This is a genomic window from Martinezella sp. CNPSo 3732 (assembly GCF_057784515.1).
This window is the reverse complement of sequence record NZ_JBXSOO010000006.1, coordinates 185,083-211,420: the sequence shown is the minus strand read 5'-3', so window position 1 is coordinate 211,420 and position 26,338 is coordinate 185,083. Positions and strand designations below refer to the sequence as shown.

The following is a 26,338-nucleotide window of genomic DNA, read 5'->3' as shown; positions in this document are numbered from 1 at the left end:
CATAGAGCGGAGGATATGCCAATGACAAGTCGTGCCATCCTGTTGATGTCCCTTGCGTCTCTCACAGTTGTAGGCTCGATGGGCCTCGCTTCTTCGGCTTCTGCGCTAACCATGAAAGAGTGCAGCGCCAAATACCAGGCGGCCAAGACCGCTGGTACCTTGAACGGCCAGAAGTGGAATGACTTCCGCACAACGCAGTGCAGTGCGGACGCCAGCGCCACTACGACGACCACCGCTCCCGCAGCCACCGCACCAGCGGCTACGACGCCTGCCAAGCCGGCGAAGACCACTGCGGCAGCCAAGGTCGACGCCAGCGAACCCGATGCCACCAAGCCGCCGGCAGCAGAACCGGCAAAGCCGACCACGGCTGCTCCGGCTGGTGTAACCTTCCCGGCAAAGGTCGACCCGAAATATGCTACCGAGACGCCCGGCAAGGGCCGCTTCCACACCTGCGTAGACGCCTATAATGCCGCCAAGACCAGCAATTCGCTCGGCGGCCTGAAGTGGATCCAGAAGGGCGGCGGCTACTACAGCCTCTGCAATTCCAAGCTCAAGGGCTGATTGCGAAGCTGACGAACTACGAAACGGGTGCCTTCGGGCGCCCGTTTTCTTTTGCTCATATCAATCCCGCATCTTCTCCCATTTTTTGACGAGCCGGTCGCGCTTGAGCTTGGAAAGCCGCTGCAGCCAGAAAATGCCGTCCAACTGGTCGATCTCGTGCTGGATGCAAATGGCCAGAAAGTCATGCGCCTCCGCTTCATTGGTTTCGCCGGCGACATCCCGATAGCGAAACCGGATCGATTTCGGCCTGACGATCTCCTCCGTCGCTCCGGGCATCGAAACGCTGCCCTCCATATGCCGCATGGTCTCCGCCGATGACCATAGGATTTCCGGATTGATATAGGTACGCACGCCATCCTCGCGGCTGAGTTCTATCACAACGACTCGCTTGAGGACGCCGATATGCGCGCCGGTGATGCCGACGCCGGGCGCGGCCCGCATCGTATCCAGCAGGTCGTTGACGAGCACTCGCAGATCCTCATCGAAGACCGTGACGGCAGTGCAGGCGGTTCGTAATAGCGGATTCGGAAAGCGGATGATGGGGCGGGCGGACACGGCACTCTCTATGGAGGACATTGGGTAGGAGGCTGCCAGGATAAGGGGAAGACGACGGCAATGCCACCCCTTAACGGCTGAGCTTTCCTATGAGCTTTTTCCATCATCCAATTGTTTTTATCGATTTTAAGTGAACCTAATTCGGGACGTTGGCGAGCCGGAGGCCTTCTAGCCGAATGATGTCTGCCATTGTATTCCACCATTTCGTACTTCCATCGCATTGATTCGCACATCGCATCGCTTAGGCGTCTGCGGTCTTTATGACCATTCCCATCGAATTTTCGGGAAATTTCGCCCTCTCAGGCCTTGTGAGCCTGCGGTTTTGTGCTGCACTAGCGGGTCGGGAACTGACTGCACCCCGTGAAAATTGACTATTACGTAAAAGTCAATATTATCATGGGGAGCAGATAGGGGCGGATTCTTGGTCGACGGATACTATAGCATAACGGAGCTCACTCGGGAATTCGGCGTTTCGACCCGAACCCTTAGGTTCTATGAGGACGAAGGCCTCATTCACCCCGAGCGCAGGGGCCGCACGCGTCTGTTCCGTCCGGCCGACCGGCGTCTCATCATGGAAATCCTGCGCGGCCGCCGCATCGGCTTCACGATCGCCGAAATTCGCGAAATCATCCAGGTCTATAAGGAGCCTCCGGGTGAAATCGGCCAGCTGAAGCTGCTGATGAAGCGCGTCGATGAAAAGCGCGACGAGCTGCGTCAGAAGCGCAAGGATATCGACGATACGCTGAGCGAACTCGACAATGTCGAAGAGGCTTGTCTCGGCCGGCTGGCCGAAATCGGCGTGGGAACTTGATCCGCTATTAAGCGCTCAGCTTCTCAAAGCCAGCGCCGTGTCCGTTTGCAATAAAACTCGAACTCACAGCCGAATCGCGAGAGGAGATGCATCTCCTCGCGGCGGATGACGAGCAAGGTCGTCAAGGCGGCGGCCGCTGCCGCCATGGCCAGGAACCAGGGATTGCCGATCAGAAGACCGAGGCCTGCGGTCAGCAAGGTATAGCCGAGATAGGTTGGATTGCGGGTGAAGCGAAAGGGGCCGGAGGTCACGAGATGCGCGCTGCAGCGTTGGGTCAGAATGGTCGTACGGCGTTCCATCAGTGTCTTGATGGCCCAGACATTCAACGTCACCGCAACGGCGGTCAAAAGCGCGCCGACCACCCATGAAACCAGCGCCCAGATGAAGGGCAAAGGCAGAGGATACAACCGCTGCAGAGACAGCGCCGCCATGACGGCGAGGCTATAGAGCAGCGGCGGCCACGGAAAACTCAGCGACTTCGAACGATAGGCATTCATAGAATAACCCTGTCATTGCGCTTCATCCGTGCATTGTATCGCGATTCGGCTTACGCGTTCATCGCTATCTGCTTTGATCGCCCCAGATTCCAAAGGTTTGAAGAGATTTTGAGTCTGCAACTTGTCGAGCGTGCATTGGCAGAAGCTGCGGCACATGGCTTCGCTGCCCGATCGAGTACAAGAGGCCACGCATTGCCCGATATAGCCGGCGGTCGCGTCCTGCGGCGGAGCCGGAGCGACCAGCGACAGAAGATAGACGAGACCGAACAGCACCGGCTGATGGACCAGATAGAAGATCAGGCTGTGCCGACCGGCACGGGCAATGAGATTGCGGCCGGGACCGAATTTCGCCAACGACTTAAGCCAGCCAAGAGATGTCGCCAATTGCGCGGTGCCGAGGCCGAACAAGAATGGCGTCAGCCATGGGAAAAGCGGCACATAGTCGTTCGAGCGCTGGATGTTTTCCGAAAGCCCCACCCACCATAGCCAGGGTGCGTCGAAAAATGGCGAATGCAGCGATAGAGGCGCAATGAGATTGTCGACGACAATGCCGACGGCAAGCACTATCGCGACGAGAAGCGTGGCAAATGCCGGCAGACGCAAGAAGAGGAGCCCAATGAGGCTGGCGGCCGCGATGCTGTGGAGGATGCCGAAGAATATCCACTCGTCGCGCATGCCGATGAAGGTGACGAGAGAGATGGCAGCGGCCGCCGCGACGATCATGCCCAGTCGTCGCCAATAAGAGCGCCAGCGGATTTCCGGCGTATTGGCAAGCACGAGGCTGAATCCTGCGAGGAACAGGAAGGTGCTGGCGATGACGCGGGCGTAAAGCTTCAGCCAGCCTGTTTCCGCCGTGCCGGAATCGAGATAGCCGAAGAATTCGAAATCCCAGGTGCAGTGATAGCTTGCCATGGCCAAGAGCGCGACGCCGCGCGCCGTGTCCAGAATGCCGATGCGGGGCGTCTTTTGCGGTGCATCGGCACTCTCGGCGATAGCGACCATTGGCGGGTCCTTCCAGGCATGAACTCAGATCACGAGCGCCGCTTGAGACGACGCGGGCATGTCATGGCACATCGCTATCCATAATGGCCAGACGGGCATCGGAAAAAAACTGCCGGCGAACCAGCACGATGATGATGAACATGGTCGTGACCATGAAAACGTAAGGGCTTAGAAACCAGCCGAGATAGCCGATCGACAGGAAGATTGCCCTGAGGCCGGCGTTGAAATTGCGCGCCGCGATAATGTTCATACGCACCACCCGCTCGGCGGCTCTTTCCGCACCCGCGGGATCGAGAAGAGCGTCCTCGCGCATCGGCAGGGAACCGAAGAGAATGGTGCAATAGTTGAACAGGCGGTAAGCCCAGCCGAACTTGAAGAAGGCATAGCCGAAGAGGCAGGCAAGCCCGGCCACTTTGATTTCGAAGGCTGTGCGACCACCGTTGAGAATGAAGGGCATATCCGAAAAAAAGGCGTTGATCTTATCTGTGGCGCCAAGAAGCGCAAAGCAGCTGCCGATGGCGAAGATCGATGTGGAGGCAAAGAAGCCGGTGCCGTTCTGCAGGCCCGAGAGGATCTGCGTATCTATCATTTTCAGGTCGCGGCGCAGCGAGTTGTAGATCCATTCGCGCCGGCGCGCATTCATCGCCAGCGTCAGGCTTGTGCGATTGAAGAAGCTGGCGCTGCTGGTGATCCAGTTCAGCGCGACCCAGAGAAAGATGAAGAGGGCGAGGGCGACATAGTCGGCAGTCGTCATAAAGGGAGATTCTCCAGATCAATCCGGTGTGGACTGTAGCGCAGCGCGTGGCGCATGCAATGGCCTTCTGTTTGCTTCCCCGAATGCCTATATGTAATGTCGCTGCCATGAAATCCGATGTCGGCAAATCGCCGTGCAAGCTTGCCCCGATAGCGTAGCCTTGCCGGAAATCGATTTGCCTGGAGGCACCAAAGGTCCATGTTTCTCTCAGTTTTCGATGTGTTCAAGATCGGTGTGGGACCGTCCAGCTCGCACACGATGGGGCCTATGTCGGCCGCGAATCGCTTCCTCGATCTCGTTCTTTCGAACGAATGGCCACGCCCGTCTTCGAATGTGCATGTAGAGTCGATCAAGGTCAGCCTGCATGGCTCGCTCGCCCACACAGGCATTGGCCACGGCACGGGCAGGGCGGTTATTCTAGGCCTGATGGGCGAGAGGCCGGATAGCGTCGATCCCGACCATATGGATGCCATTATCGACGAAGTGGAGCGCAGCGGGCGCATCATGCCGCCGGGCCATCCGGCCTATCGGTTCCAGCCCAAGACCGACCTCATCTTCGACAAGAAAGTGCCGCTGCCCGGTCATGCCAACGGCATGAGCTTCTCCGCCTTGGATAAGGATGAGCGCTTGCTGGTCAAGCGCATTTATTATTCCGTCGGCGGCGGCTTCGTCGTTACCGATACCGAATTGGAGCAGATGAAGGCCGACCGGAAAAAGCCTGCCCCGGCCGGCGAGCGCGTTCCGTTCCCCTTTGCCAGCGCCAAGCAGATGCTCGAAATGTCCGAGCGTTCCGGCCTTTCGATTGCGCAGATGAAACGCGCCAATGAAGAGACGCATATGAGCGGCGAGGAGCTGGATGCCGGCCTCGACCGCATATGGGCGGCCATGAGCAGCTGCATCGATCGCGGTCTCAAGGTCGATGGCATCATGCCAGGCGGACTAAAGGTGCGCCGGCGTGCGCGTGCCATCCATGATAAATTGCAGGAAGAGTGGCGCAGCAACCGCATCAATCCGCTGCTCGCCAACGACTGGCTCAGCGTCTACGCCATGGCGGTCAATGAAGAGAATGCGGCCGGCGGCCGCGTCGTGACGGCGCCGACCAATGGAGCGGCCGGCGTCATTCCGGCAACGATCCGTTATTATCAGCATTTCCATGAGGACTGGGATCAGGACGGTATTCGCAACTATCTTCTGACGGCTGCTGCCGTCGGCGGCATCATCAAGCACAATGCCTCGATCTCGGGCGCCGAAGTCGGCTGTCAGGGCGAGGTGGGCTCGGCGGCCGCGATGGCGGCTGCGGGACTTGCCGCAGTGATGGGGGCGACGCCGGAACAGATCGAAAATGCGGCTGAAATCGCGCTTGAACATCATCTTGGCATGACCTGTGACCCGATCGCCGGCCTGGTCCAGGTGCCATGCATCGAGCGAAATGCTCTCGGCGCGGTCAAGGCGGTTACCGCCGCTTCGCTTGCGATCAAGGGCGACGGCCAGCATTTCGTGCCGCTAGACGCCTGCATCGAAACCATGCGCCAGACCGGCTATGACATGAGCGAAAAATACAAGGAAACCTCGACCGGCGGCCTCGCCGTCAATGTGGTGGAATGCTGAGTGTGGACGCCTGATCTAAAAGCTTGACGCTGCCGGGCAAAAGGATTTCAACGGCACTATGGCTTTGCATCTCATCAAATTGTGCGTCGGCGCGGATTCGATTGACAATCTGCGCGAATGGGTTTCCGAGCGGGCGATGAACGCCATTGCCGCCGGACTGGAGCCTCATACGACCCATACGACACGCATGGTGCCGAAGCGGGTGGAAGAGTTGCTGGACGGCGGTTCGCTCTATTGGGTGATCAAGGGGCAGGTGCAGGCACGGCAGAAGCTGCTTGGCATCGAAACCTTTACCGATGCGGAAGGCATTCACCGTTGCCGGCTCATCCTTGATCCGAGCGTCGTCGAAACGACGGGTCAGCCTAAGCGGCCATTTCAGGGCTGGCGTTACCTGCCGCAGGACGATGTGCCGCGCGATCTCGACAGTCTCGGCGCGGCGGCTGAATTGCCCGCCGATCTGCGGCGGGAGCTTTCCGAACTTGGTTTGCTCTAAGAACGGCTGCTTAAAACAGATGAGCTTTTCAAAAAGCCTTTGAGCCGCTCTATCCTGTTGTTTTTACGCAATTTCAGAGGGAAAACTGCTGGGCAGTTCTCCCGAGTTTGCTTCAGCGCAGCCGCATCATGATCGGCGCTCGGCCGGTCGGGGCGGTGATGTGCAGATGAATATGGGCTTCCGGCTGCGAATAGCGCCAGGCGCGGGCGCCGTGGCAGAGCAGGATGCCGATCAGGTCTTTCGTCTTGTTGCGCGAGCGTGAGCGGCTGAGACCCAGGTCCGCCAGCCGCATCGCTGCCTCATGCAGCGGATGAAGAGCAAAGCCCTTCGGTTTCATCTTGCCCCCGCTATCGAGCGAGAAACCGGGAAAGTTCTCGTTCATTGCCATTTCAAAACCCCGTACACGTTACAAACTCAGGGCCGGCCCGTTTGACATTCAGAACCGGAAGATCGGAGCCATAGAAGGCCCGACCAATTTTCACATCATGCGGCGTGAAAACACCCGCCACATGCCTATTCCATACTCGCCCAGCACTTCACGCCGGCACGCTTGAGCGCCTTGCAGGCATTCACCGCTTCGCTCTGATCTTCAAAACCGCCAAAACGGGCGCGGTAACCGCCGTCGAAGGCGACCGCATAGGGTTTAGCCGAACGCAATGTCTTGCCGGCCTTACTCTTCGCGGTATCAAGCAGGTCTGTCGCACCGTCCTTGCTGGAGGAAACGCCAATCTGAACGATCCAGCCGGTAGGTCCGCGCTCAGCTTTTTCAGCCTTTGCGACCTTTTCAGATTTCTCGGCTCGCTGCAGCTTGACGAGTTTCGTATCGCTTTTGGAGGTCGATGCGGTCGTTACAGTATCGATCTCATCCTCATCAGCATCGTCCGTAGATCCGGTGGAGGCTGTTTCGTCATAGGCGGGCCGCTTCGCGGGCTCCGGTTTTGTCGAAAGCAACGGATTGGAGGAGGAAGATTGCGGCGTTACTGCTGCGAAGGCCGCCGCACTGGAAGGGCTGGAATCGGCGACTTCGGTAGTTCCGTTATTCTTGATATTCGCGCGGCTGATATCCGCCATGCGCGCGCTGGCCGCCTTCACATTGGCAGATGCGGCTGGCACCTGCGCGATCACATTGGAATCAATATGCTTTGTCGATGCCTTGGGCAGATAATCAGCGATCAGCTTGCGCATCTGATTGTCGCGAGCTGGCGTCGAAGCGCCGCCAAGGACGACACCGACGATGGAGCGGCCATCGACTTTCACGGACGTCGCGAGATTATAGCCGGCAGCACGCGTGTAACCGGTCTTGATACCATCGACGCCGCGTACGGAGCCGACCAGACGATTGTGACCAAGGATCGTGCGATTGCCGAGCCGGAAGCTCGTTTCGGAGAAGAAGCCGTAATATTCCGGGAAATGCTCGCGCAAGGCGATGCCAAGGCGGGCCTGATCGCGCGCCGTCGTCATCTGCGCTGTGTTTGGCAGGCCGTTCGGGTTGCGATAGGTCGTGCGCGTCATGCCGAGCGCACGCGCCTTGTCGTTCATCATGCGGGCGAAGCCTTCCTCCGAACCGCCAAGCATCTCGCCAAGCGCCATTGCGGCATCGTTGGCAGACTTTGTGACGATGCCGAGGATCGCCTCGCGGACAGTCACGGAGCGGCCGGGGCCAATACCGAGCTTGGTCGGCGCCTGCGCTGCGGCGTTTTTTGAAAACACAACCGGGGTATCGAGGGTGATGCGGCCGGCTTCAAGCGCTTCGAAGGTCAGATAGACCGTCATCATCTTCGTCAGCGAGGCTGGATAATGCAGCGTGTCGGCGTTTTCACTGTAGAGAACGTTACCGGTATTGGCATCGATGACGATGCCGGCATATTTCGGACCGGCCGCGCTTGCGTCAACGACAGTCACCGCGACTGTCGCCGTTGCAATCGAAAAACCAAGAAGCGCTCTCGCCAGAATCTTACCGGTTTGAGACGACGAAACGGAAAGAACGGATCTGGACACTAAATCACTCTCTGCTTGCATTTACATTCTCGATTATTCGGCCGCCGCCTCCATGAACGGCCATTCCGTTCAACAGTAGAGGCTTAGCGTTACCAATCGGTTTATGATGAACAGTTGGTTTCATGTTTCTGCGCCATTTTAGCGGCCGCCCACAGCTGTCGCCGCAGGCGCGGCATTATCCACAAGGTGGATATTGACGAAGTTCTGGACGGCTGCATCCATCGCGCGCCAATCACCCAGCTGATTGCTGGAAAAACGGTAGAGAACGCTCAAATCCCTACCGACCTTGATGTCCCTTTGACAGTCGCCGCTGGTTGCCAGTGCGGGCGAGGAGGGCAGGAGGCAGCGCACGGCATAATCGGTCTCACCGGGCCGCGGCGCCGTCAAAAGAATTTCGTCGTTATAGCCGGCATCCGCGCGAAGCCGATGTGCCATCAGCCCGAAGGGCCCGCCATAGGCTGCCCCATCCATCAGCTGCGAATAGATCGGGCCGAGCCGGCCAGACATGTCGTGGGACATCGTGCTCTGGCTGATTTGCAGGAAGATCAATGAGGACGATTGCGAGATATCGTCGAAGCGCATGCGATCAGCTTCGGTGTAACCTTGCATCTGCGGCCAGGTCAGATAGAGATCGACGCGCTCGGCCGTACCGTCCGAACGCTCGCTTGGAAAGCGGATGGTGTTTGCAGCCAGACGCATTGCGTCGTCGCCGATCGTGACGGAGATGGGCTTGGTATCCGTCGTATGGCCTGCAAGCGAAATTTTCCCACCAAGCCAGCGTCCACCAACGGATATGGCGACGGTCAGGGCTGCCAGAATGGCGACGCCTGCTGTGAGTCGATAGACAAAGCCGCTCGATATCAGCGGTCTTTCGTCGATCATTGCGGCGGATGACAGAGGAGGAGCCATACTCTTGCCTTCATTTCCTTCCGCTCCGGGTGCCGTCATCGACGACAAAGCCTCGCGGTGCCTGACTTTTTTTTGAGTCTCGTTGGAAATGATGATTGGCGCCACGATGGTTAATCGACGGTTAAATATGCATCGCAAGCCATGCTAATGATAGACTTAAATTCTCTGGATATTTTCAGACTTGGCTTTGGAGCCAGTTACAAAACGAAAAAGAGCCGTTCCCCGGGACAGTGGGAACGGCTCAGAGGCACCGGCCTGGACAGAAATCAGGGGACGAGACCGGGCCTCTGACTTTGACCATCGGCGCTAGGTCGCCGATGATCCTGTGTGAAGAACGCTTATTTCAAGCTGCCGACCGCGACGGCCCGGCCATCCTGGATCTTGACCCAGCGAGCGGGATGATCGGCGGACTGGCGCTTGAGGAAGGTATATTCGGTCTCGGACCAGAGGTTCACCTTGTTGCGCATGTTATCGAGAATGAAATCGCCACGATCCGTGCGTACCGTCAGCACGGCATGACCTTCGCCGTTTGGCTGCAGCACGACGGTCATGAGCAGATCGGAAGGTGAGAAGCCAGCATCGATGAGCTGCTTGCGCTTCAGAAGCGCAAAATCTTCGCAGTCGCCGGCGGTGGTCGGAATCGCCCACTTCTCCTCGACGCCGTAAAGCTCCATATCGGTCATCGGCTTGATGGTCGTGTTGACCGTGTAATTGATCTTCAGAATCGTCTTCCAGCTGTCCTGGTTCAGGATCATCGGGCCCGCGTCACCGCCGGAATAGGCGCATTCCCGTGGGTTTTCCTTGCAGAATTCATAGTGACCGATCGGAGGGGCGGCGTCGCCTGTTATCGTCATGTTGGCGGGTGCTGCCTGAGCAAGGCCGAAGAAGCCAAGAGTGGAAAGCGCCAAAGCGGCAAAGCCGCGAAGTACGATTTGGAAGTTCATGTCCCTGTCCCTGTTTTTATTGGGATCAGAATGACACGCGTGATTTTACCTGACGCAAAATTGCACAGTTAAATTAAGGGCTTAGTTGAATCAAATCTGGAGAAAATTCTCATAAAACACGCGGAAAACTTGATTCAAGTTAACGGCAAATTCGATTAAAATTTGAAGAGTTTTGGTATGAAGTGCAGCGAAGCGAGAGTTTGATATCCGGCTGTTTCGGAACGGTTTTCAACAATGAGAATCGTTAACGTCCGGGCGCAGATTTGGACAGCAACCGTGTTCTATTGATACAGAGCCTACCTCGCGATAGGCCTGCCGAGTGCTGGAAATGACCGCAAGAACCTCAATCTGTCTCATTTTGGGAAAGCCGACTCAAAAAAATATTTTGATTTTTATTGCTTGAAATCGCCGCGAAGCCCGTCGGTTGCGCGGATGATCGCGGCAGCCATTTCCGCGACGGCCGGCGAGTGGGCAGCGTTGGCGACGACCACCAATTCCGCCTCTGGCCATGCTTGCGACAATTGCCAGGCGGTTACCAGCGGCGCCTCGAGATCCATCCGGCCCTGGATCATCGTGCAGGGGATTCCGGCGAGCCGATGGATGTCGCGCAGGATCTGCCGCTCCTCGAGCCAGGCCAGATGGTGGAAGTAGTGGGTGATGATCCGGGCGCGGGCTGTCAGATAGTGCGGATCGGACCAGCGCGGTGACAGGGCCGCGCGGGGATCGAGCAAGATCGAGGCGCCCTCCCATTCGTGCCAGTCTCTGGCAGCTCTCACGTGGATTGCGGGATCTGGGTCAAGCAGAAGGCGATAATAGGCAGCGACGAGATCACCATCACGATCCTCTTCGGGCACGGCAGCCCGAAAGCGTGCCCATTGCTCCGGAAAGAAACGACCGAGACCTTGGTAGAGCCAGTCGATTTCCGATCGTCTCGTCATGGTGATGCCGACGAGGAGCAAGCTTTCCACCCGTTGCGGATGGGTTTCGGCATAGGCGAGCGCAAGCGTGCAGCCCCAGGAATTGCCGAATGCGATCCAGCTTTCAACGCCGAGGCGCGACCGCAATTGCTCGATATCGGCAATCGTGTGCCATGTCGTGTTGGCCGAGAGATCGACCATTGGTTCCGACGCATGCGGAAGGCTGCAACCGCAGCCGCGCTGGTCGAACTGAATGATCCGATAATAATGCGGGTCAAAATAACGTCGCGTTCCGGCGGAACTTCCTGACCCTGGACCGCCGTGCAGGACAAGAACGGGCCTGCCTTGGCGGTTGCCTGATTGCGTCCAATAGATCCGCTGGCCGTCACCGACCTCAAGCAGGCCTTCGTCAAAAGGAATTGTGTCCGGGTAAAGCATTTGCCGTCACGCGCTGAGGAGAAGACAGGCATCGCTGTTTCGCGACGCCGCGTGACAGGAGGATGACAATATCAGAGAAATTCGCGCAAGGTCTCGCGCGACTGCAGCGAAAGGAATTCGATCGCCACACCCTCCATGAAATGGCGGACGACGCGCCCACGCATATTGCCGAGGCGCACCGGCATTCCGATCGTGGGGCGTATCTCGACATCGACGGCTGCGCCCGAGAGCGAGAGGTCCATGATGCGGCATACATATTGCGTGCCGTCTTCGAGCGTGAGCTCGCTGCGGGTATTGCGCGGCGTCAGACGATCATGGCGGCGATCTTCCGGCAAGCCGAGTTCGTGCTTGTTGGCAAGCCAGGTCAATTGGGCGGCAAGCTTTTCGCGCTTCCGTTCGGTCGCATTGATCGACATGGTGAAACCGCGCCCATCGATGGCCACGACATTGCCCTCGACGCGGCCGAGGTGATCGATATAGGCGATGACGCGCTCGTCGGCGCGCGGACGTCCCAGGCAGGTGACATGAAGGTCACCCGGCGACATCTCTGTGACCAGGCACTCGAATTCCTCGTAGTTAGCCAGCATCAGGCGGCCCTGCATATTGATCGGAACCCGTTGAAAGGTCCGCTGATCATTGCGAACGGCATTGCCTGTCATTTGGTTGGGCCGCGTCGCATGGGCCGGCTGGAATGAGTGCATGAAGCGTCTTGAACCCTATTGCGTCTCTTCCAACTATTAGCCGCAACTCCTTAAAGTAAGGTTGTCTTTCCCAAGGCTTGACTTAGAGATGATCATCGATTTTGTTCCGAGCTGGGTCAATTCCGGTTCTCTCGCGCTCATTTTTTGCTTGAATTAACTTTCGGCGCATCCATTCGCCCAGGCTGCTTCTCTGATGCGGCAGAAGATCTGTCGGATCGGGATGGGGCGGCGTATCCACGAGCCGGACAGGGCGGTCGCGAAGCAAGCGGCTGCGATCCAGCGCCAGAAATTCCAGGCGCTCGTTGCCGAGCCATGTCGCGTAAACGGTAGGCGTCAGACAGCCGAGCAGTCTGTCGCAAGTGTCGCTCGATGTGCGAACCGGCAGCAATATCAGTTCGAAGGTCATGCTGCGGCCGCTGATGCAATAGCCCGTCGCATGGATCGATGCGGGAACGACGTGCCTCATCACGCCGGCGGCGATGCGCATCGGATCGTCCTGCTGGCTGCCAGCCCAGAGCGCTGCGAAATGCTCGCCGCGGAGTTCGCGTCCCATGAGGTTGCAGATCGCCGTGCCGGCCAGGCGGAAGCGTGGATTGTCGTCGGCCGTATTTTCCAGGATGAACAGTTCGGGAAGAATATGGCCGATCGCCGATGGTTGTATCAAATTGCGCAAGGGGGCATCCGCGTTGCCGCGTATGTGCTCCCAATAGGTAAATATATCGATGCTCGTCTTCTGGCGCATAATGCGTCCGTGTCCCATTTCATTTCAAATACAAAGGCATTCATTGCCTTCGACTCCGACGTTGCGAATTCCATGCCAGAACCGGGCCATTAGGGTTAACAAGGAGTTTTAGTTGCTCTGCCGGATGGTGGGTGTAAGGCTTTGTTCATCACTTCACGAAGTGACCTTCAGCACGAATTTCCCGGCAGCCGGACGGGCCATTGAGGTCAGATCCGGAGACGAGCGCCCCGGTATGCCGCCCGACACTACGGGCGGCTTTTTTTTTGATTTTCGCTGCGTTATGTGTCGATGACTTCCGGAGCCTTTCCGCTTTTCTTCGAATCGCGAAAACGCTCCATCCCTTTGTTTTACGCAGTTCCGGACGGAAAAACGCTTCGCACTTTTCCTGGAATTGCTCTATCGACAAGCAGAGCAAGACATGGACGATGAACAGCTGCCGCGCCCAGAGCCGGAAAATCCGCGGCCGCAGCAGCATGTGCCGGCCTTCAACCTGCCTCCCGCGATTTTGGCGAGCCTTGCTGTTCTGATCGTCATTTTTGCGGTCATGAACCTTCCTTGGTGGTCGGACGATACGCTGAACTGGATTTATTTCGCTTTCAGCTTCATCCCGGCCCGCTATGCCTTTCCGTTGTCGCAGCAGGGGCTGGAATGGCTTTGGACGCCGGTCACCTACTCGCTGCTGCATGGCGGGATCGAGCATATCGTCTTCAACAGCCTTTGGCTGATGGTCTTTGCCGCGCCTGTGGCGCGACGCATCGGTGCACTGCGCTACGTGATTTTCTGGATTTTCTCGTCAGCGGCCTCCGCCTTCCTGCATGCGGCGCTCTATTGGGGAGACCAGACGCTTTTGATCGGGGCATCGGGCGTCGTCTCGGCCCTGATGGGGGCGGCTTGCCGCTTTGCGTTTCCAGCCATGGACGGTCGCAGAGTTTCCATGCGGCAGGCGCATCTCAACCCGCGTCTCAGCATTTTCCAGTCGCTTCGAAGCCGTACCGTCGTCGCCTATATCGTCATGTGGGTCGCCGGTAATGCACTCGTAGCCTTCGGCATCAATCTTGCGGGCGATAGCTCGCAGCCGGTGGCCTGGGATGCTCATATCGGTGGTTTCCTGTTCGGATTCCTGCTTTTCGCGCCCTTCGACCGGCAGCCGCCCGTGGAAGCTCAGGAAGCTTTACCACCCGATGAATGAGCTGTTGCTTTCTTACTGACACTGGCGCACCATTGCTATCCGTCGGTCGTGGGATGAGGAGATCGACCGACCGACGGGCAAAGCGCCGGTTTGAGCTCCGGGGGTAATTTCGGAACATATCGGACGCTTCAGGTGTTCATCATGCTTTCGAGATGGGAGGATCGAATGTCAGTTTCCGTAAAGGCCATACTTGAAGCCAAGGGCCGCGACGTCGTGACGACGGGCGGTAATACGACCGTTGCCGAGGCCGCGAAGATTCTCAACGAGAATCGCATCGGCGCCATCGTGGTCGTCGGACCGGGCGGCAAGATTTCCGGCATCTTCACCGAGCGGGATGTCGTCAATGCAGTTGCCAAGCAGGGGCAGGAATGCCTCGACAAGCCGATTGCATCGATGATGACGGCCAAGGTGCACCGCTGCAAGGAAGATACGACCACCGACGAATTGATGGAGCTGATGACGATGCGCCGCTTCCGTCACGTTCCTGTCGAGGAGAAAGGCAAGCTTTCCGGCATCATCTCCATAGGCGACGTCGTCAAATGGCGCATCCGCGAGATCGAACTCGAGGCCGAGCAGATCAAGGCCTATATCGCCGGATAAGAAGCGGTTCGGCGTCGCCGCGGCAATCGGCGCGGTGGGTCGCTTGCAGCAAGCAACGGCCTGAACTCCAAGCAAAGCGCCGATTGTGCAGGGTTAGCGGAGCCTCCCCTCGGTTGAGGGATTTACTGAGCTGCCGGTTTATCACAGCTCAACGCGCGTAGGCTTCCTGCATGCGCCGGATCTCGGTCAATCTTGCGGATGTTTCCTCGTAGCCACGTTCTATTGCTTCGCCAGCACGATGAAATTCCGAAAGGCCGATATCGCTGAGGCGCGGATGCAGCGCCAGATCGGGCGGATCGCCGGCGAGGCGCGCACGCGCAATTCGATCCTGTATTATGTTGAAAGCCTGCACCATGACACCCGTCATGCCGAGTTTCATGGCGGGCGCATCTTCGCGACGCAGCAGATCGCCGTTGGGCGAGCCGACATTGTGCTTGACCACCGCGGACCGGCCATAGAGATCGTAGTGCAGGTTTACCGCAACCACCAATGGCTGCTCATAAGTTCGGCAGACGGAAACCGGCACCGGATTGACCAGGGCGCCATCGACCAGCGTACGGCCGTTGGAGCGCACCGGCTCGAAGATGCCGGGCAGGGCATAGGATGCCCTGAGTGCAGTGATGAGAGAGCCATTGGCAATCCAGACTTCATGGCCTGTGTTCAGCTCCGACGCGACGGCGACGAAGGGACGGTCGAGATCTTCGATGGAAAATCCTTCCAGATGTTCCTGCATGCGCTTGGTGAGCCGCATGCCGCCGAACAATCCGCTTCCGCCGATGGTGAGGTCGAGCAGGCTGGCGATGCGCCGCATGGTCAGCGAACGCGCGAACGCCTCGAGTTCGTCAAGCTTGCCCGCGAGATAGCAGCCACCGACGAGGGCGCCGATCGACGTGCCGGCTATCATGCCGACTGCGATGCCGGCTTCATCGAGCGCGCGCAAAACACCGATATGCGCCCAGCCGCGCGCAGCGCCACCGCCAAGCGCCAAGGCAATCTTCACTTTCTTAGGAGGAGCAGGAGGGAGAAGCGGGGTAGACGTATCCTGCGTAAGGCCTGAACCGGTCGAGCTCTGTGCGCCGATGTGACGATTCAACCCCCAATTCAGCATTTTTCGCCTCCTCCGAGGCTCCGTGTGCCTCGGCTAAAATACTGTCCCTTTTTCGTTTCCAAATCGTATACTGGTTGTGGCTTGTTGAAACAACCATCACCGATAGGTCTACTGCTTGTAGACTTCTTCCGGATTGAAATGCAGGTGATCGTCGACCACATTCAGCACCGGCTTCCCATCTTCGAGTTCGACCGTTCGGTAGAAGCAGGAACGGCGGCCAGTATGGCACGTCGCATCATGTCCGGCGACCTCCACTTTCAGCCAGATTGCATCCTGATCGCAATCCGTTCGGATTTCCTTCACCGTCTGAAGGTTTCCGGAGGTTTCGCCCTTTTTCCAGATCTTGCCGCGTGAGCGGCTGAAATAGTGCGCCGTGCCGGTCTTGATCGTCAGCGCGAGCGCCTCGGCGTTCATATGCGCGACCATCAGTAACTCGCCGTCATGAGCATCCGTCACGATCGCGGTGATCAGGCCGCGATCGTCGAAACGGGGCGTGAAATCGCCTGCATCCTCCAACTCGGATTTATCTTCGGAAGGAGCATTGAAAATCAGGTTCATTTCCGGCTCTTTCGTTGAAGCCCGGTCAGCGACCCCGGACCAAGGACATGAAACGGGCCTGCTCGGCCGGATCGGCCTTGAAGGCACCCGTGAAGGTCATCGTCAGCGTCGAGGAGCCCTGCTTCTTTATGCCGCGCATAGACATGCACATATGTTCGGCGTCGATCATCACGGCGACGCCGCGCGGACGCAGGGACTCGTCGATCGCATTGGCGATCTGGGCAGTCATAGCTTCCTGCGTCTGCAGGCGGCGGGCAAAAATATCGACGACACGGGCGATTTTCGACAGGCCAAGGACACGACCGCTCGGCAGATAGGCGACATGCGCCTTGCCGATGATCGGCACCATGTGATGTTCGCAATGCGAGTAGAACGGGACGTCCCGCTCAAGAACGATGTCGTCGTAGCCTGAGACCTCTTCGAAAGTGCGGCCGAGCACATCCTCGGGATTCAGCTCGTAGCCGCCGAAGAGCTCGCGATAGGCCTTGGCAACGCGCGCAGGCGTATCGAGCAGGCCTTCGCGACGCGGATCATCGCCGGCCCAGCGAAGGAGGACGCGGATTGCGTCTTCAGCTTCCTGCTGCGACGGGCGTTCAGAATCAGTGACTTGCGGAAAGTTCTTTACAATGGCGTCCATTACCTGTGGTTCTCCTGATCCGCTGTGCGGATGTCATCTTGTCGGACTCGCCACTGGCATTCCCCGAGGTACGGAGATTTTGTACCTTTGGCGGGCTCCGGGGCGTTCTGGCTGGCGGACAAGCCTGCCGTCCTGCACGGTTTCCCATCAAACTTACAGAAGACCATTGCATTTCGATGGTCTTCGAACGACATACATATAGTATGGCATTGTCCCTGTGAAAGTGTCCTAAACGGACACGCTGTGTTTTTTGTTACGAAACACTAGAGCCGGATGATTTTAGGTCTGCTCGATCTAAAATTTGAATCCGCTCTAGATCAAATAAATAGAGCATGATGTCATCCGAAAACCGCCTACACTTTTCGGCATCATGCTCTAGCGGGTGCATCGGAGCAAAATCTGTGATGGACGACATCTACAACAGCAAAATCCTAGAGTTTGCCGGCAATATCGGCCGCATCGGCAGTCTTCCTGACGCCGATGCCAGTGCCCAGGCCCATTCCAGACTGTGCGGTTCTCGCGTAAAAATCTGGCTGAAAATGGACGGCGATGTGGTGACCGATTTTGCCCATGACGTCAAGGCCTGTGCACTCGGCCAAGCGTCATCCTCGATCATGGCGCTTCATGTCGTCGGCGCCACCGCCGATGAGGTGCGCAAGGCTCGCGAGGACATGCTCGCCATGCTCAAGGCCGACGGCGAGGGGCCTGACGGCCGCTTCGAGGACATGCGCTATCTGAAGCCGGTCAGGGATTACAAGGCGCGTCACGCTTCGACCATGCTGACATTCGATGCCGTTGTCGACGCGATCGGGCAGATCGAGGAGGCGCGGACGGGCGGCATCGCCAAGACTGCAGAAGCTGTTTGACCGAGGCTTGGTGCGATGTGCCAATTCTGTCTTATGCAGGACGACGATGAAGATGAGGGTGGTGCAGCTCCTCCGAGGTCCGCGCGACGTCATGCGTCACCATCCGGCGACAAGCTGGTCAAATCGCGCAATTATTCCGGCCCCTTTCGCAAGACGCCCGACCGGCTTTTCGGAATGGGCCTCATTCGCCTCTATCAGCTGACGCTTTCCGGCTTCATCGGCAATTCCTGCCGCCATATCCCGACCTGCTCGGAATATGGCTATGAGGCCGTTGCCCGCCACGGACTTTGGGCTGGCGGCTGGATGACGTTGTTTCGCGTGGCGCGCTGCGGGCCGGGAGGCACAAGCGGGCTCGATCCGGTGCCCGGCGAACTGGAGCGCCGCTATCATTGGTGGACGCCCTGGCGCTATTTCCGCCTTGGGCGAAAGGCTGCCTGACCCGCATGGCGGTCTATGTCGCACTGCTCTACAGCATTGGCCTCGACCCGGGCCGCAGAGTTGTTATGGCCGATCTCAAGGCCATGGCGGAGAGTTTGGGCTTTCGCAATGCCCGAACGCTTGTCTCGACCGGCAATCTCGTTTTCGAAGCCGAGCCGCAGCCGATTGCGTCGATCGAGGCACAACTCGAAGCGGGTTTCGCCGCGGCTTTCGGCAAGCATGTCGATATCATCGCGCGTGATGCCGACGCATGGCTGAAGCTTGCCGAGGGCAATCCTTTCCTCGACGGGATCGCTAGCGAGGTCATCGTCCGGGTGATGCGCCAGCCGCTCGAACCGGACGTTCTTGATATGCTCGCGAGATACAAGCGAGATGAGCGCATGGCCGTTGTCAACGGCGATCTCTGGATTGATTTCGGCCTCAAAGCCAGCGAGACGAAAATGCTACTGGCTTTGACGACAAAGCGGCTCGGCATCGGAACGATGCGAAACTGGAACACCGTGCGCGGTTTAGCCGAGATGATCCGGGCCTAGCGCCGCTTTTCCTTTACTAGAATACGAAATACCGCTATCAGGCGCGCGGACTTAAGTACGCATTTACTTAAGTCCGTATCTTTCGAAACCACCCGCATTCGTTGGCGGGACTGGACAAGGAGAATATCGATGTCCCAATCCGTTTCCCTGACATTTCCCGATGATTCCGTGCGCAGCTTCGCTGCCGGCACGACCGGGCGCGATGTCGCCGAATCCATTTCCAAGTCGCTGGCCAAAAAGGCTGTCGCAATCGCTATCGACGGCACCGTGCGCGACCTTTCCGATCCGGTGACCGACGGCAGGATCGAGATCATTACCCGCTCGGACGACCGCGCGCTGGAACTGATCCGCCATGACACTGCTCACGTTCTCGCCGAAGCCGTACAGGAGCTTTGGCCGGGAACGCAGGTGACGATCGGTCCGGTCATCGAAAACGGCTTCTATTACGATTTCGCCAAGAACGAGCCTTTCACGCCCGATGACCTCCCGGTCATCGAGAAGCGGATGCGCGAGATCATTCTGCGCAACAAGCCGTTCACCAAGGAAATCTGGTCGCGCGAAAAGGCGAGGGAAGTTTTCGCCGCCAAGGGCGAGCGCTACAAGGTGGAGCTGGTCGATGCGATCCCGGAAGGTCAGGATCTGAAGATCTATTACCAGGGCGATTGGTTCGACCTCTGCCGTGGTCCGCACATGGCCTCGACTGGCCAGATCGGCAATGCCTTCAAGCTGATGAAGGTCGCCGGCGCTTATTGGCGTGGGGACAGCAACAATCCGATGCTGACCCGCATTTACGGGACGGCATTCGCGGAACAAGCCGATCTCGATAACTATCTGCACATTCTTGCCGAAGCCGAAAAGCGCGATCATCGCCGTCTCGGCCGCGAAATGGACCTGTTCCATTTCCAGGAAGAAGGCCCCGGCGTCGTCTTCTGGCACGGCAAGGGCTGGCGCATGTTCCAGACGCTGGTGTCCTATATGCGCCGGCGGCTGCAGGGCGACTATCAGGAAGTCAACGCGCCGCAGGTACTCGACAAGTCGCTCTGGGAGACCTCGGGTCACTGGGGCTGGTACCGTGACAACATGTTCAAAGTGACAGTTGCCGGTGACGATACCGACGACGATCGCGTCTTCGCCCTGAAGCCTATGAACTGCCCAGGCCATATCCAGATCTTCAAGCATGGCTTGAAGTCCTACCGCGAACTGCCCATCCGTCTTGCGGAATTCGGCGCCGTCCATCGCTACGAGCCCTCGGGCGCGCTGCATGGTCTGATGCGCGTGCGCGGCTTCACGCAGGACGATGCGCACATCTTCTGCACCGATGAGCAGATGGCGGCCGAGTGCCTGAAGATCAATGATCTCATCCTGTCAGTCTATGAGGACTTCGGCTTCAAGGAGATCGTCGTCAAGCTCTCGACCCGCCCTGACAAGCGCGTCGGTTCGGACGAGCTCTGGGATCGCGCCGAAAGCGTGATGATGGACGTGCTGAAGACGATCGAGGCGCAGTCCGAAGGGCGCATCAAGACCGGCATTCTGCCGGGCGAGGGTGCTTTCTACGGTCCGAAGTTCGAATATACACTCAAGGACGCCATCGGCCGTGAATGGCAGTGCGGCACGACGCAGGTCGATTTCAACCTGCCGGAGCGCTTCGGCGCCTTCTACATCGACCAGCATTCCGAAAAGACGCAGCCGGTGATGATCCACCGCGCCATCTGCGGCTCGATGGAACGCTTCCTCGGCATCTTGATCGAGAACTTCGCCGGCCATATGCCACTCTGGGTCTCGCCGCTGCAGGTCGTCGTCGCGACGATCACCTCGGAAGCCGATGCCTACGGCGAAGAAGTTGCCGAAGCGCTGCGCGATGCCGGCCTCGATGTCGAGACCGACTTCCGCAACGAGAAGATCAACTACAAGATCCGCGAGCATTCGGTGACAAAGGTTCCGGTGATCATCGTCTGCGGCAAGAAGGAAGCCGAAGAACGTTCGGTCAATATCCGCCGCCTCGGCAGCCAGTCGCAAACGTCAATGTCGCTCGACGAGGCGATCGCCTCGCTTGCTCTCGAAGCAACGCCGCCGGACATTCTGCGCAAGCGCGAAGCACGACGCGTCAAGGCCGCCTGACGGCCGATCGATATCTGGCGGCACCTTCAGGGTGCCGTCAGAGAACTGACATACAGCTTTCATATAGTTGATGAATCAACGCGTTGCTGTGGCTGCAGCATGTGACGCAACTGAGACCATAGGAGCGGGGCAGCCCCGTCGCGCACTTGGAATTCAAAGAATTATCCTACGCCAATGAACGGGATACGCGGATCAAGCGCTGGTTCATCCGCTCCATCGAAGGTCTTTCCGGCCGGGACCGTTACGCCCGGCTCTACGATATCTGGCGCACCGATATCGTCGGCAAGAGCGAGCGGGTTTTCGGCAAGATGCTCGATCTCATCGACGTGCGCCTGCTCATCAAGGGCGAGTGGCCGCCAAACCAGATCCCCGAGGCGCCGATCGTCATCGTCGCCAATCACCCCTACGGCATCGGCGACGGGATCGCGGTGCTGGCGCTTGCCGAGCAACTGGGGCGCCCCTTCAAGGTCCTGATCAACAATGAATTGTTGAAAGTACCGGAAATGAGCGATTATTCGCTGCCGGTTTCCTTCGAGGAAACCAAAGAAGCGATGGCAATCAACATGAAGACCCGGCATGAGGCCGTTCGCCTGCTGAAGGAAGGCACGACGATCATCGTCTTTCCAGCCGGAGGCGTCGCAACCGCCAAGAAGGGTTTCGGCCGGGCAGAAGATCTTCCCTGGAAAATATTCCCGGCAAAACTCATTCAGGCGGCGCGCGCCAGCGTCATCCCCATCTATTTCGAGGGGCAGAACGGCCGGCTGTTCCATTTGGCGAGTCGGATCTCGATGACCCTGCGCATCTCGCTGCTGATCCGCGAATTCCGGCGTCTCTCGGGCAGCACCATAACGGCACATATCGGTGCTCCCAGGAGCTGGGAGGCGCTCAGCGAGGGCAGCGATCGCAAGGATCTGCTGACGAAGCTCTATGGCGCAGTCTTCTCCATGGCTCCGCCGAGAAAGGTGCTGCGGCGCAGGGCAGGATGAGCGAAAAGGGTTTCGAGCTCCTCATCACCGAACAGTGACTGCATTGATAGCACCAGCCGACGATTAAACGCGAGTCTCGGTTGTCAATCCATGCTATCGCCGTCGTCGCCGCCAGCGGCCGGCGCCAGTTGTTCATAGGTGGGCAGCGGCTGCTGGTTGGTCGTGGCCGGAGGAGTCTGGCTCTGGCGCATTGGCGGCATCTGGATCGGCAGCTGTCGGGCCGACTGTTCGGTATCGGCATCCTGCGGCTGCTGCTGTTTCATCAGCACTTCCACATCCGTATTCATGCCGGCGGCGACCGTGAAATCGCGCTGGTAGATCTTGTCCTTATTGCGGGCGACGGCCGTGTAGCGGCCTTCCGCAAGCACCATGGTCGGAAAGGCGCTGACGCTCTCCCCGACGATATCGCCCGCAGCCGTCAGGATCGACCAGGCGGTATCGGCGATCGCCTCGCCGCCGGCATCCGAAACCAGCTTGAACGTGATCTTTGCCGCCCTGTGCTGAATGGTCGCTTCCGTCACCTTGCCGGCTTCCACCTGGATATCGGCCCGGATGACGGCATTGACCTCGCCGTATTCGGAAACGACGTGATAGGTGCCGGCGCTAAGGCCGACCAGCGTGTTCGGCTTGACGTCGTCCATGACAAGACCGCGCTCGCCGTCCTCCTTGGTTTCGCTCGAATAGATCGAGAAGCTCAGCTCGTTCGGAGGGATGCGGACATCGGGGCCGGATACGGCGTTCAGGACCATGCCGCCGGCATCGAGAACCATCGTCTGCTTCTGGGTGTCGCCGCTTTCAGGCACGCTCAGCCGCTTGGTGACACCGGCGCGGCCGAAAGAGACGTTGACGAAATAATCGCCCGGCAAAAGGTGGAAGGAGGCCGAGCCGCCGCGCGAGCTGGCGACCAGCGGCAGTTTGCCGTCAGCGCCCGCAACCGGGCTGAAGACGTACCAGGCAAGACCCTGCTGCTGCGGGCCGCTCTGGGGCGTGAGCTTGGCTTCGAGGGAAACGTCGCGCAATGTCCGCGCGGCCGAATTCTCACCACTCGGTGCCACGAAGGCGTTGAGCTTCGGCATCTTGACGCTGCCGTCGAGCTGCTTGAATTCCTTGAAGGCATCCTGTGCCGACACGGCAGTGCTCAAGCTCGCAAGCATCGCGAAAGCCGCGCTCAATCGGCGAGCGGATGAAATGCCTGACATGGATACCAACCGATTGACTTCCGATAAAACACACGCCACTTCAAAACCAATGCGGTGGCAAATTCAAGACCTCATCATACCACAAGCCAAAATGAAGGCAGTTCCTCAATGAAAACCGATATCAAGCTGGTCGACTATCTCGCGGTGCGCCGATCCATCCCTGCGTTCCAGATGTCGGAACCGGGACCTGGCAAGGCCGAAATCGAGGAGATTCTCCGGCTGGCCTCGCGTGTGCCGGATCATGGCAAGCTCGCGCCCTGGCGCTTCATCGTCTATCGCGGCGGTGAGCGTGCCCGTATCGGTGAAGAGCTGCTGAAACTAGCGCTGGAAGCCAAGCCTGCCCTGTCGGAGGAAATGATCCAGGTCGAGCGGACCCGCTTCACCCGAGCGCCCGTCGTGATTGCAGTCGTCAGCAAGGCGGCGCCGCATTTCAAGATTCCGGAGTGGGAGCAGCTGATGTCGGCAGGCGCGCTTTGCATGAACCTGTTGATCGCGGCCAATGCCCATGGCTGGGTCTCCAACTGGCTGACCGAATGGTTCGCCTTCGACGAGCGCGCCTATCCGCTGCTCGGCGTCCAGCCGGGTGAGAAGATTGCCGGCTTCATCCATATCGGTTCGACAAGCTTTCCGCCGGTCGAACGCCCACGCCCGGAGCTATCGGAAACGGTGAGCTGGATCGGCGGTGAGGACGCGTAATGTTCTATACGACAGACACCAATCGCCACGGTCTGGCGCATGATCCGTTCAAGGCAATCGTTGCGCCGCGGCCGATCGGCTGGATCGGCAGCAAGGGCAGGGACGGTTCGCTGAACCTCTCGCCCTATTCCTTTTTCAATGCCGTCAGCGATCGGCCAAAGCTGGTGATGTTCTCTTCCGCCGGTCGAAAGGACAGCGTACGCAATGTCGAGGAAACCGGCGTCTTTACCGCCAATCTCGTCAGCCGCCATATTGTCGAGAAGATGAACCATTCATCGATTGCCGTTCCCTATGGCATCAACGAATTCGAGCTCGCCGGACTGACGGCGAAGCCGGGCGAGCTGGTCGACGCGCCTTATGTCGCCGAGGCCTTTGCCGTGCTCGAATGCCGGGTGACCGAAATCCTGCAGCCCAAGGGTCTCGATGGTGAGGCGTCGGAAAACATCATGGTGATCGGCCAGGTCGTCGGCATCCATATCGACGAGACGATCATTCGCGACGGCAGGCTGGACATGGCGCTGGCACGTCCCGTCGCGCGCATGGGCTACATGGATTATAGCGAGGGCAGCGACGTCTTCGAAATGATCAGGCCAAAGGCGCCCTGAGGAACGCCCCTCGTGCCGATGGGCGAAAGGTTAATAAGCAAGGTAAACGTCCCGTAAACCTTTGCCCGATAACGTGAAGCATATGAATTTGCGGGGCAAGAATCGCCTCGTCGATATCGGGGCGTTACGTGATCATAGAAGCATTCCTTCGCTGGGCTGAAACCGCCAAGGCAGAAAGCAGGACCCGGGCGGCCAATGCACTCGGCAGAGCATATCTGCACTCGGAGATGCCGAAAGACGAACGGGCAGCCGCGGAGATGGCCATGACCTATCTGCTCGACGATCCGTCTCCCCGCGTGCGGCTGGCGCTTGCTGAAGCCATCGCCCATTCGGCCGGCGCGCCACGCAATGTCATTCTGTCCCTTGCCGAGGATCAGCCTGAAATTGCAGGGCAAATCATCCTGTTTTCGCCTGTGTTCACCGATGCCGATCTCGTCGATCTCGCACTACATGGCAGCGATGTGGCACGGGTTCTCATTGCCTCCCGCGGGCAGGTACCGCGTGCAGTCTGCGCCGCTCTTGCCGAGATCGGCGGAGAGACGGAAATTCTGTGTCTGTTGGAAAATGACGGTGCGTTGATTTCACAGGCTTCGCTTAAACGTATCGCGGAGCGCATGGGTGATTGCGCCGAGATACGTGGGCTGCTTCTTTCCCGCGATATGCTATCTTCCGACATCAGGCACCTGCTGATGCGTCAGGTCAGCGACGCGCTTTCGGAATCGGCGCTCGTCCAGAGTTTTGTCGGCAGCTCCAGGCTGCAGCAGGTAACGCGTGAAGCAACCGAATCCGCAACTGTCACGATCGCAGGAACGGCGCAGCACGAGCAATTGCCTGATTTGGTCGAGCATCTCAGGCAGAGCGGCTGGCTGACGCCGGCATTCCTGATGCATGCGCTGGGCTCCGGCAAGGTCGATTTCTTCGCTTGCGCGATCACCATCCTTTCCGGCTGCGACGAACGGCGCGTGCGCTCCATCATCTCAAGGGGTCGCGTCTACGCCATTCGGGCGCTCTACGAAAGCGCCGGACTGCCCCGAGATATCAGCACCATCTTCGTCGAGGCGACGATGATATGGCGTGAATCCTCCCGCAAGAACGGCAGTGCGATGCTGGAAGATGTTTCTTCGCGCCTGTTGCGCAAGTTCCGCTTAGCGGAGCCAGCTCCCGCCGCTGCGATACAGCTCCTCGACATGGTGGAGAAGCTTGCGAATGCCGAACGGCGGCAGGCAGCACGGAGTTTTGCCGCGCTGGCGACACTAGCCGCTGCGTGATATTCAGCAGGCGTTCTAAAGCGCGGCTCGATCTTTCAGATTCGCTTCCCACGCTTTAGGTCTTTGATTTTGCGCATGTCGTTGTCGCAAAACCGCTGCACACTTTTGCGCGACATGCTCTAGGTTCCGAGGTTTATCTTGTCATTGACGATTGCTATCGAACCCCCGCATCAGGAAGGCGTCATTCGCCTTCTCGACATGTCCAGCGCCTATGCGGAATCGCTTTATCCGGCGGAAAGCAACCATATGCTTGATCTGTCTTCGCTGGAGAAGGCAGAGGTGACCTTCTGGGTTGCCAAGATAAAGGGGATGATCGTCGGATGTTGCGCGCTGGTGGAAGCCGGTGACGGCACGGCGGAGATCAAGCGCATGTTCGTTGATCCGGCCGCCAGGGGCCAACGCGTCGCACGCAGGCTCATGGAAACGCTGGAAGCGGCAGCGCTCGAAAAAGGCCTTTCCGCTGTGCGGCTTGAAACCGGCATATATCAACCGGAAGCGATCGGCCTATACCGGAAATTCGGTTATCTCGAAATTCCCGCATTCGGCAGCTATCAGCCGGATCCGTTGAGCCTGTTCATGGAAAAACGGCTGGAACAAACCAGCTGAG

30 protein-coding genes are annotated in these 26,338 nt (G+C 58.6%); 15 read left to right on the top strand and 15 right to left on the bottom strand.

The genetic code is table 11. The features are described 5' to 3' along the window. Positions 1-21: 21 nt before the first annotated feature. Complete coding sequence (locus AC13RM_RS14595) at positions 22-561, top strand: hypothetical protein (RefSeq protein ID WP_113229811.1); 540 nt, start codon at positions 22-24, stop codon at positions 559-561. 60 nt (positions 562-621) lie between these two features. Here AC13RM_RS14595 and AC13RM_RS14590 read toward each other — a convergent pair whose 3' ends face one another. Then, positions 622-1,116 carry a peptide deformylase gene (locus AC13RM_RS14590; RefSeq protein ID WP_374821963.1) on the bottom strand — a complete coding sequence of 165 codons (495 nt, stop codon included), beginning with the start codon at positions 1,114-1,116 and terminating at the stop codon, positions 622-624. Positions 1,117-1,537: 421 nt separating this feature from the next. On the opposite strand from AC13RM_RS14590, the gene AC13RM_RS14585 reads away from it, so the two are divergent. After that, the gene (locus tag AC13RM_RS14585) at positions 1,538-1,927 is read left to right on the top strand and encodes a MerR family transcriptional regulator (RefSeq protein ID WP_069612249.1); all 390 of its coding nucleotides are present in this window, start codon (positions 1,538-1,540) and stop codon (positions 1,925-1,927) included. A 23-nt stretch (positions 1,928-1,950) separates the two neighbouring features. Here the strand turns inward: AC13RM_RS14585 and AC13RM_RS14580 are convergent, their stop codons facing one another. The 3 genes from AC13RM_RS14580 to AC13RM_RS14570 all read right to left on the bottom strand — a co-directional run bounded on the left by AC13RM_RS14580 (position 1,951) and on the right by AC13RM_RS14570 (position 4,180). After that, positions 1,951-2,424 carry a methyltransferase family protein gene (locus AC13RM_RS14580; RefSeq protein ID WP_374821966.1) on the bottom strand — a complete coding sequence of 158 codons (474 nt, stop codon included), beginning with the start codon at positions 2,422-2,424 and terminating at the stop codon, positions 1,951-1,953. A 12-nt stretch (positions 2,425-2,436) separates the two neighbouring features. After that, positions 2,437-3,426 (bottom strand): heparan-alpha-glucosaminide N-acetyltransferase, encoded by a 990-nt coding sequence (locus AC13RM_RS14575; protein ID WP_374821969.1) that lies wholly within the window; start codon positions 3,424-3,426, stop codon positions 2,437-2,439. Between the two features lie 61 nt (positions 3,427-3,487). Continuing rightward, the gene (locus AC13RM_RS14570) at positions 3,488-4,180 is read right to left on the bottom strand and encodes a DUF599 domain-containing protein (protein ID WP_113229815.1); all 693 of its coding nucleotides are present in this window, start codon (positions 4,178-4,180) and stop codon (positions 3,488-3,490) included. A 198-nt stretch (positions 4,181-4,378) separates the two neighbouring features. Here AC13RM_RS14570 and AC13RM_RS14565 point away from each other — a divergent pair, with 198 nt between their 5' ends. After that, positions 4,379-5,788, top strand: coding sequence for an L-serine ammonia-lyase (locus AC13RM_RS14565; RefSeq protein WP_374821972.1), 1,410 nt, complete (start codon positions 4,379-4,381; stop codon positions 5,786-5,788). A gap of 58 nt (positions 5,789-5,846) precedes the next feature. Further along, positions 5,847-6,281, top strand: a complete 435-nt coding sequence (locus AC13RM_RS14560; RefSeq protein WP_374821975.1) for a DUF1489 family protein — start codon at positions 5,847-5,849, stop codon at positions 6,279-6,281. A 112-nt stretch (positions 6,282-6,393) separates the two neighbouring features. Here AC13RM_RS14560 and AC13RM_RS14555 read toward each other — a convergent pair whose 3' ends face one another. The 7 genes from AC13RM_RS14555 to AC13RM_RS14525 form a co-directional block, all read right to left on the bottom strand. Continuing rightward, positions 6,394-6,669, bottom strand: coding sequence for a hypothetical protein (locus AC13RM_RS14555; RefSeq protein ID WP_374821978.1), 276 nt, complete (start codon positions 6,667-6,669; stop codon positions 6,394-6,396). 125 nt (positions 6,670-6,794) lie between these two features. Further along, positions 6,795-8,300, bottom strand: a complete 1,506-nt coding sequence (locus AC13RM_RS14550; RefSeq protein WP_374821981.1) for a serine hydrolase — start codon at positions 8,298-8,300, stop codon at positions 6,795-6,797. 117 nt (positions 8,301-8,417) lie between these two features. After that, positions 8,418-9,188, bottom strand: coding sequence for a hypothetical protein (locus AC13RM_RS14545; RefSeq protein WP_374821984.1), 771 nt, complete (start codon positions 9,186-9,188; stop codon positions 8,418-8,420). 338 nt (positions 9,189-9,526) lie between these two features. Then, on the bottom strand, positions 9,527-10,132 hold the full coding sequence (locus AC13RM_RS14540; RefSeq protein ID WP_285177105.1) for a transglutaminase-like cysteine peptidase: 606 nt from the start codon (positions 10,130-10,132) through the stop codon (positions 9,527-9,529). A 392-nt stretch (positions 10,133-10,524) separates the two neighbouring features. Further along, positions 10,525-11,487: a prolyl aminopeptidase gene (pip, locus tag AC13RM_RS14535; RefSeq protein ID WP_488555217.1), complete on the bottom strand. Its 963-nt coding sequence runs from the start codon at positions 11,485-11,487 to the stop codon at positions 10,525-10,527. A 71-nt stretch (positions 11,488-11,558) separates the two neighbouring features. Next, positions 11,559-12,188, bottom strand: a complete 630-nt coding sequence (locus AC13RM_RS14530) for a PilZ domain-containing protein (protein ID WP_113229822.1) — start codon at positions 12,186-12,188, stop codon at positions 11,559-11,561. A gap of 82 nt (positions 12,189-12,270) precedes the next feature. Further along, positions 12,271-12,930 carry a PAS domain-containing protein gene (locus AC13RM_RS14525; RefSeq protein WP_285177109.1) on the bottom strand — a complete coding sequence of 220 codons (660 nt, stop codon included), beginning with the start codon at positions 12,928-12,930 and terminating at the stop codon, positions 12,271-12,273. Positions 12,931-13,348: 418 nt separating this feature from the next. Between AC13RM_RS14525 and AC13RM_RS14520 the strand changes: the two genes are divergently transcribed. After that, positions 13,349-14,119 carry a rhomboid family intramembrane serine protease gene (locus AC13RM_RS14520; protein WP_488555216.1) on the top strand — a complete coding sequence of 257 codons (771 nt, stop codon included), beginning with the start codon at positions 13,349-13,351 and terminating at the stop codon, positions 14,117-14,119. A gap of 165 nt (positions 14,120-14,284) precedes the next feature. Next, positions 14,285-14,719 (top strand): CBS domain-containing protein, encoded by a 435-nt coding sequence (locus AC13RM_RS14515; protein WP_015339966.1) that lies wholly within the window; start codon positions 14,285-14,287, stop codon positions 14,717-14,719. 148 nt (positions 14,720-14,867) lie between these two features. Here the strand turns inward: AC13RM_RS14515 and AC13RM_RS14510 are convergent, their stop codons facing one another. From AC13RM_RS14510 to folE, 3 genes are all read right to left on the bottom strand, one after another. Next, a complete protein-coding gene (locus tag AC13RM_RS14510; RefSeq protein ID WP_113229827.1) occupies positions 14,868-15,827 on the bottom strand; it encodes a patatin-like phospholipase family protein in 960 nt (319 codons plus the stop codon). A gap of 108 nt (positions 15,828-15,935) precedes the next feature. Further along, on the bottom strand, positions 15,936-16,385 hold the full coding sequence (gene hisI / locus AC13RM_RS14505) for a phosphoribosyl-AMP cyclohydrolase (protein ID WP_488555215.1): 450 nt from the start codon (positions 16,383-16,385) through the stop codon (positions 15,936-15,938). A 25-nt stretch (positions 16,386-16,410) separates the two neighbouring features. Then, complete coding sequence (gene folE, locus AC13RM_RS14500; protein WP_075856928.1) at positions 16,411-17,022, bottom strand: GTP cyclohydrolase I FolE; 612 nt, start codon at positions 17,020-17,022, stop codon at positions 16,411-16,413. 401 nt (positions 17,023-17,423) lie between these two features. Here folE and AC13RM_RS14495 point away from each other — a divergent pair, with 401 nt between their 5' ends. The 5 genes from AC13RM_RS14495 to AC13RM_RS14475 all read left to right on the top strand — a co-directional run bounded on the left by AC13RM_RS14495 (position 17,424) and on the right by AC13RM_RS14475 (position 21,963). Further along, entirely contained in the window at positions 17,424-17,888 is a 465-nt protein-coding gene (locus AC13RM_RS14495) for an iron-sulfur cluster assembly scaffold protein (RefSeq protein ID WP_285177113.1), read from the top strand. 15 nt (positions 17,889-17,903) lie between these two features. Beyond that, positions 17,904-18,326: a membrane protein insertion efficiency factor YidD gene (yidD, locus tag AC13RM_RS14490; protein ID WP_285177115.1), complete on the top strand. Its 423-nt coding sequence runs from the start codon at positions 17,904-17,906 to the stop codon at positions 18,324-18,326. 5 nt (positions 18,327-18,331) lie between these two features. Next, the gene (locus AC13RM_RS14485) at positions 18,332-18,859 is read left to right on the top strand and encodes a DUF1697 domain-containing protein (RefSeq protein WP_285177153.1); all 528 of its coding nucleotides are present in this window, start codon (positions 18,332-18,334) and stop codon (positions 18,857-18,859) included. 129 nt (positions 18,860-18,988) lie between these two features. Further along, the gene (gene thrS, locus AC13RM_RS14480; RefSeq protein WP_285177118.1) at positions 18,989-20,977 is read left to right on the top strand and encodes a threonine--tRNA ligase; all 1,989 of its coding nucleotides are present in this window, start codon (positions 18,989-18,991) and stop codon (positions 20,975-20,977) included. A 146-nt stretch (positions 20,978-21,123) separates the two neighbouring features. Further along, on the top strand, positions 21,124-21,963 hold the full coding sequence (locus AC13RM_RS14475) for a lysophospholipid acyltransferase family protein (RefSeq protein ID WP_285177120.1): 840 nt from the start codon (positions 21,124-21,126) through the stop codon (positions 21,961-21,963). 83 nt (positions 21,964-22,046) lie between these two features. Here AC13RM_RS14475 and AC13RM_RS14470 read toward each other — a convergent pair whose 3' ends face one another. Next, positions 22,047-23,117, bottom strand: coding sequence for a hypothetical protein (locus AC13RM_RS14470; RefSeq protein ID WP_285177121.1), 1,071 nt, complete (start codon positions 23,115-23,117; stop codon positions 22,047-22,049). A 153-nt stretch (positions 23,118-23,270) separates the two neighbouring features. On the opposite strand from AC13RM_RS14470, the gene AC13RM_RS14465 reads away from it, so the two are divergent. The 4 genes from AC13RM_RS14465 to AC13RM_RS14450 all read left to right on the top strand — a co-directional run bounded on the left by AC13RM_RS14465 (position 23,271) and on the right by AC13RM_RS14450 (position 26,337). After that, positions 23,271-23,858: a nitroreductase family protein gene (locus tag AC13RM_RS14465; RefSeq protein WP_113229834.1), complete on the top strand. Its 588-nt coding sequence runs from the start codon at positions 23,271-23,273 to the stop codon at positions 23,856-23,858. Then, positions 23,858-24,463 (top strand): flavin reductase family protein, encoded by a 606-nt coding sequence (locus AC13RM_RS14460; RefSeq protein ID WP_113229835.1) that lies wholly within the window; start codon positions 23,858-23,860, stop codon positions 24,461-24,463. Before AC13RM_RS14465 ends, AC13RM_RS14460 begins: the two co-directional genes overlap by 1 nt. Positions 24,464-24,576: 113 nt before the next feature. Continuing rightward, positions 24,577-25,731: a DUF2336 domain-containing protein gene (locus AC13RM_RS14455; protein ID WP_113229836.1), complete on the top strand. Its 1,155-nt coding sequence runs from the start codon at positions 24,577-24,579 to the stop codon at positions 25,729-25,731. A gap of 138 nt (positions 25,732-25,869) precedes the next feature. After that, complete coding sequence (locus tag AC13RM_RS14450; protein WP_208409506.1) at positions 25,870-26,337, top strand: GNAT family N-acetyltransferase; 468 nt, start codon at positions 25,870-25,872, stop codon at positions 26,335-26,337. The last annotated feature ends 1 nt before the right edge of the window (position 26,338 follow it).

Excerpts from the sequence above, each read along its gene's own strand:
- AC13RM_RS14595 (WP_113229811.1), top strand. The coding sequence starts at position 22 with ATGACAAGTCGTGCCATCCTGTTGATGTCCCTTGCGTCTCTCACAGTT.
- AC13RM_RS14580 (WP_374821966.1), bottom strand. The coding sequence starts at position 2,424 with ATGAATGCCTATCGTTCGAAGTCGCTGAGTTTTCCGTGGCCGCCGCTG.
- AC13RM_RS14575 (WP_374821969.1), bottom strand. The coding sequence starts at position 3,426 with ATGGTCGCTATCGCCGAGAGTGCCGATGCACCGCAAAAGACGCCCCGC.
- AC13RM_RS14570 (WP_113229815.1), bottom strand. The coding sequence starts at position 4,180 with ATGACGACTGCCGACTATGTCGCCCTCGCCCTCTTCATCTTTCTCTGG.
- AC13RM_RS14565 (WP_374821972.1), top strand. The coding sequence starts at position 4,379 with ATGTTTCTCTCAGTTTTCGATGTGTTCAAGATCGGTGTGGGACCGTCC.
- AC13RM_RS14560 (WP_374821975.1), top strand. The coding sequence starts at position 5,847 with ATGGCTTTGCATCTCATCAAATTGTGCGTCGGCGCGGATTCGATTGAC.
- AC13RM_RS14555 (WP_374821978.1), bottom strand. The coding sequence starts at position 6,669 with ATGGCAATGAACGAGAACTTTCCCGGTTTCTCGCTCGATAGCGGGGGC.
- AC13RM_RS14550 (WP_374821981.1), bottom strand. The coding sequence starts at position 8,300 with ATGCAAGCAGAGAGTGATTTAGTGTCCAGATCCGTTCTTTCCGTTTCG.
- AC13RM_RS14545 (WP_374821984.1), bottom strand. The coding sequence starts at position 9,188 with ATGGCTCCTCCTCTGTCATCCGCCGCAATGATCGACGAAAGACCGCTG.
- AC13RM_RS14540 (WP_285177105.1), bottom strand. The coding sequence starts at position 10,132 with ATGAACTTCCAAATCGTACTTCGCGGCTTTGCCGCTTTGGCGCTTTCC.
- pip (WP_488555217.1), bottom strand. The coding sequence starts at position 11,487 with ATGCTTTACCCGGACACAATTCCTTTTGACGAAGGCCTGCTTGAGGTC.
- AC13RM_RS14530 (WP_113229822.1), bottom strand. The coding sequence starts at position 12,188 with ATGCACTCATTCCAGCCGGCCCATGCGACGCGGCCCAACCAAATGACA.
- AC13RM_RS14525 (WP_285177109.1), bottom strand. The coding sequence starts at position 12,930 with ATGCGCCAGAAGACGAGCATCGATATATTTACCTATTGGGAGCACATA.
- AC13RM_RS14520 (WP_488555216.1), top strand. The coding sequence starts at position 13,349 with ATGGACGATGAACAGCTGCCGCGCCCAGAGCCGGAAAATCCGCGGCCG.
- AC13RM_RS14515 (WP_015339966.1), top strand. The coding sequence starts at position 14,285 with ATGTCAGTTTCCGTAAAGGCCATACTTGAAGCCAAGGGCCGCGACGTC.
- AC13RM_RS14510 (WP_113229827.1), bottom strand. The coding sequence starts at position 15,827 with ATGCTGAATTGGGGGTTGAATCGTCACATCGGCGCACAGAGCTCGACC.
- hisI (WP_488555215.1), bottom strand. The coding sequence starts at position 16,385 with ATGAACCTGATTTTCAATGCTCCTTCCGAAGATAAATCCGAGTTGGAG.
- folE (WP_075856928.1), bottom strand. The coding sequence starts at position 17,022 with ATGGACGCCATTGTAAAGAACTTTCCGCAAGTCACTGATTCTGAACGC.
- yidD (WP_285177115.1), top strand. The coding sequence starts at position 17,904 with ATGTGCCAATTCTGTCTTATGCAGGACGACGATGAAGATGAGGGTGGT.
- AC13RM_RS14485 (WP_285177153.1), top strand. The coding sequence starts at position 18,332 with ATGGCGGTCTATGTCGCACTGCTCTACAGCATTGGCCTCGACCCGGGC.
- thrS (WP_285177118.1), top strand. The coding sequence starts at position 18,989 with ATGTCCCAATCCGTTTCCCTGACATTTCCCGATGATTCCGTGCGCAGC.
- AC13RM_RS14470 (WP_285177121.1), bottom strand. The coding sequence starts at position 23,117 with ATGCTTGCGAGCTTGAGCACTGCCGTGTCGGCACAGGATGCCTTCAAG.
- AC13RM_RS14465 (WP_113229834.1), top strand. The coding sequence starts at position 23,271 with ATGAAAACCGATATCAAGCTGGTCGACTATCTCGCGGTGCGCCGATCC.
- AC13RM_RS14460 (WP_113229835.1), top strand. The coding sequence starts at position 23,858 with ATGTTCTATACGACAGACACCAATCGCCACGGTCTGGCGCATGATCCG.